Source organism: Gardnerella sp. 26-12 (genome assembly GCF_001660745.1).
GTDB lineage: Bacteria > Actinomycetota > Actinomycetes > Actinomycetales > Bifidobacteriaceae > Bifidobacterium > Bifidobacterium swidsinskii.
Genome location: NZ_LWSR01000047.1, coordinates 1 through 4,219 on the forward strand (window position 1 = coordinate 1; position 4,219 = coordinate 4,219).

The window sequence follows — 4,219 nt, forward strand, 5'->3', positions numbered from 1 at the left end:
CTATTATTACTATTTTCATATATAAATATTTTGAAAATTCGTAATTTTTTCAACACGCCGAAGCGAAGAAGAAAAAAAGATGTTATAGTCTTATCTGTTGTCTAAAACACCTGTCCGGGTGGCGGAATGGTAGACGCGCTAGCTTGAGGTGCTAGTGCCTATTTGTTACAGGCGTGCGGGTTCAACTCCCGCTCCGGACACGAAAAAACCTTGCTGGAAAACCAGCAAGGTTTTATTGTTTTTTAACACAAAAATGGGCTAGCTAAGACATTCTTAGTTAGCCCTAAAGTTTAATTAAGCAGCATTTGAATGCAGGTGGAAACGAATCTCACCAGAATTTGGCGCATAAACAGATGCACCAAAAGCAATAATCGTACCAAACTTATCTTTTACAGTAGAATAAGCTGTAATTGCAGGAGTTCCAACTTCAAGGTTAAGTACTGCTGCAAGCCTGTCACATAGATTTTCTATATGCACAGACACTTCATTTTCTACAAGTTGAACAGCGTACGCTTTAAGCAAAAAATCAGATAACGACTCATCTGAAAAATCATGCGTCAAAATTTTAGGAAAACGAGAAGCAGGCAAATAGAGCACACTATAACGCGATAGAACATCGTCAACATAACGCAAGCGTTTCAAACATATCAATTCATCTACTGGATCAAGGCCTAAACGAGCAGCAGCATCTTCATCATGAATAACATCGTTTTCAATAACTTTTATTCTAATTTTTGCATCATTAGAATAAGTCTGCTCGTAAAATCCTTGCGCACGATCAGAAATTACTTCTTGACTATAACTAGGAATAATTGAAGAAGCTCGAAATGTTCCTCTACCCTGCTCACGAACAAGTAATCCTTCAGTAATAAGGTTATCGACTGCATGCCTCAAAGTAATACGGCTCACATTGTATTGTTTGCACAATTCAATTTCAGGAGGTAATTGTTCGTTCGCTTCCATAGAATCAATGCGAGCGCGTAGATTATCTCGCACAGCAATGTATTTAGGCACACCTTCGACCATTATCACTCTCCCCTAGCTAAACGCTAATATGAAAAAGCCGTTGATACTAGTTTGTGTAAAACACAGCATAGTAACAACGGCTCATGCAAAACTAATAACTCTGTTATCCTACCAGTCATACAATAAAATGTACAAATAAATAAKGTTTATATGCCATTAAGAAAGGTTTATGGTATGTCTAACAGCAAACCTGAGGAAAGCGTGCACGAAGAAAACGGCGCGACTGAAAAATTCTCCGGTAAAACTAACGATGAAGCTAACAAAAGCACTTCTTTCGCTGCGAGCACTGACTCTTCGCTGAATGAAGCTGAAAAATATGCTTATTCAGGCTCGAAACGCAAAATGGGCAAGATATGGCTATTTAGCTTAGCTATTGTTTTGGTAGTGGTGTTTAGTGCAATTTTTGCAACTCTTACTACATCTAATAAACCAAATAAATCAAATTCAGTATCGGAAATTTCGAACAAAACTGTATCTATAGGTCTAAAGTTAGCTCCTACGAATCTTGATATCCGTAATCAATCAGGTTCCTCACTCGACCAGTTGCTTATTGGTAACGTGTATGAAGGTTTAGTTGCTCGCAATGATATTAATCAGGTAGTTCCTTCGTTAGCTCAAAGCTGGGAAATAAGTAAAGATGGTTTGCGTTACACATTCCACATGCGTAAAGGTGCTGTATTTTCTAACGGCAATAAGCTTACTGCGCATGATGCAGAATGGTCGTTTAACGAGCTTATTGCTAAAAAATATCGCGGCTCTAACATGGTTGGAAAAGTTGAGTCTGCTAAAGCAAAAGATGATTACACGTTTGAAATCACTCTTAAAGAGCCAAATGCTAAGCTTTTGTGGGCACTTTGCAGTCGTTCAGGTTTAGTTTTTGATAAAAACGCAAAGTATGATGCAAAAACTCAAGCAGTCGGTTCTGGACCGTATCTAATTGACAAATTTGTGCCAAATGATCGTGTTGTTTTAAAAGCAAATCCGCGTTATAAAGGTATTCATCGTGCGCAAACTAATAAGATAGTAGTTCGCTACTTTGTTGACGATAACGCAGCAGTTGACGCACTTTCTTCCGGCTCTGTGCAAGCGTTGGCTCCTATTTCTGGTCAACTTGCTAAGCCTTTTAAAGATGATTCCAAGCGTTACGATGTAAGTGCAGGTAATGGCACAGATAAATTTGTTCTAGCGATGAATATGAAAGGCGAACGTACTAAAGATAAGCGCGTGCGCAAAGCTATTCGTTACGCGATTGATCACAAGCAAATTATTGCATCTCGTGGCGGAACGGATTTAGCTCTTGGCGGTCCAATTCCTTCTCTTGACCCTGGTTATGAGGATTTAACTAAGCTGTATCCACATGATTTGCATCGTGCTAAGGCGTTAATGAAGGAAGTCGGATTTGACGAATCACATCCTATGGATTTGACGCTTACTTATCCGAATATTTACGGCACGCAAATTGGCGATCAGCTGCGCTCGCAATTGAAGCCTATTGGAATCAATTTGAAAGTTAATATTGTTGAGTTTACTACTTGGCTTCAGGATGTTTATAAGAATAAGCAGTATGATTTGTCGATGGTTGATCACAATGAGAGTCACGATTTTGGGCAGTGGGCGGATCCTACGTATTACTACGGATACGACAATAAGCAAGTCCAGGATTTGTATGCTAAAGCTATGCTTTGTGCGGATCCTAAAGAGTCAAACAAATTGCTTGCTCAAGCTGCGCGAATTATTAGCGAGGATGCTCCTGCTGATTGGCTGTTCAACTATCGCGTTGTAACTGCGAAAGTGAAGAATCTTGAAGGAATGCCTTTTGACATGAATCAAGAGATTTTGCCGCTATACAACCTGCGACTTAGTTGATTTTTATTTGCTAGTCGCCATCTAGTTTCTAATGTAGAAATGAAACTGCGCGCGTGTCCGAAAACCACTAATCAGAGACACTCGCGCAGTATGTAATCTGCGTGAGTGTCCCAAAATGGGCAAAATAAGACACTCGCGCAGCGCGCAAACTGCACTAGTGTCCGAATTTGTGTATTTGTGGTGTGTTTCGACTAGAAGAACATAGAAAGTAGGCATTTTATGTTTCGTATGATTTGCTACAGAGTATTGCTGTTTCTTCTTGCTTTACTTGGCATTTCTGTAGTTATTTTCATATCGTTACGTGTACTTCCAGGCGATGTTGCGCAAGTTATGGCCGGCTTAAACGCTCCTCGCGGAAAAGTAGAGGAGCTTAGAGCAGAACTTGGTATTAATAAGCCACTTTTTACGCAGTATGTTGACTGGATTTGTGGTGTTTTCCGCGGTGACTTTGGCATGTCTATGTTGACTGGTCGTTCTGTAAGTTCAATTATTGCGATGCGTGCTTCTATTACTTTTCCGCTGATTCTTTTGGGTCTGTTTATTGCTTTAGTAGTTGGTATTTCACTTGGATGTTTGCAAATTACTCATGAAGGCAAACTTTCACAGGCAATTACGCGCTTTTTGGCTATTACAGCAGGCTCTGTTCCAGCATTATGGGGTTGCATGCTACTTATTTTGCTATTAGGACGCGGTATTGGCGTGTTCAGCTTGCTGCCAACTCAAGGTTTCCCTACAGATGGCTGGAGCGAATTTCCTGAAGCTTTTGCGTCTCTTCTTATTCCGGCTCTTACAGTCGGACTTATTGTTGGCTCTAGTTTTATGCGTTACACTGCTGCAACTGTTGAAAATATTGTTAAAAGTGAAGTAGCTTCTCAAGCTATGGCTTGCGGAATGACTCGCAAACAAGTTGTGTGGCGTGTTGGTTTGCGACTTGCTCTTCCTCAACTCGTATCTGTTATTGGTTTAACTTTCGCTCATATGGTTATGGGTGTGATGGTTATTGAAAACCTGTTTTCCTTACCTGGTATTGGTACGGGAATGGTTCGAGATGTTGGTTTGCGCGATCTAATTGCAGTGCAAGGTGAGCTTTTTATGCTTGCTGCATTGTTCTTGCTAATCGGCTTTGTAGTTGACATTACGCACCGACTACTTGATCCTAGGTTATCTAAAGATAGTTTGAATTAATTTCCTATTGTTGAATCTAACATGCGAATAAGGGAGTTTTTATGTGCAATATGTCTAAAAAAAGTATCAAAGTAAAATCTACTTTATGTAAGCGCGTATGGAATGCTACTTTCGGTAAATTTGTGTGTTTAACGTTTGCAAT

The 4,219-nt window shown here is 40.0% G+C and carries 3 protein-coding genes and 1 tRNA gene; 3 read left to right on the forward strand and 1 reads right to left on the reverse strand.

All coding sequences use genetic code 11. The features are described 5' to 3' along the window. Nucleotides 1-112: 112 nt before the first annotated feature. Nucleotides 113-200 (forward strand) — tRNA-Leu (locus A5295_RS03400). A 94-nt stretch (nucleotides 201-294) separates the two neighbouring features. Here the strand turns inward: A5295_RS03400 and A5295_RS03405 are convergent. Then, a complete protein-coding gene (locus A5295_RS03405; RefSeq protein WP_012914074.1) occupies nucleotides 295-1,026 on the reverse strand; it encodes a GntR family transcriptional regulator in 732 nt (243 codons plus the stop codon). A 174-nt stretch (nucleotides 1,027-1,200) separates the two neighbouring features. Between A5295_RS03405 and A5295_RS03410 the strand changes: the two genes are divergently transcribed. Both A5295_RS03410 and A5295_RS03415 read left to right on the forward strand, forming a co-directional pair. Continuing rightward, on the forward strand, nucleotides 1,201-2,892 hold the full coding sequence (locus tag A5295_RS03410) for an ABC transporter substrate-binding protein (protein ID WP_064621704.1): 1,692 nt from the start codon (nucleotides 1,201-1,203) through the stop codon (nucleotides 2,890-2,892). Between the two features lie 219 nt (nucleotides 2,893-3,111). Beyond that, a complete protein-coding gene (locus A5295_RS03415; RefSeq protein ID WP_033888459.1) occupies nucleotides 3,112-4,077 on the forward strand; it encodes an ABC transporter permease in 966 nt (321 codons plus the stop codon). Nucleotides 4,078-4,219: the final 142 nt, after the last annotated feature.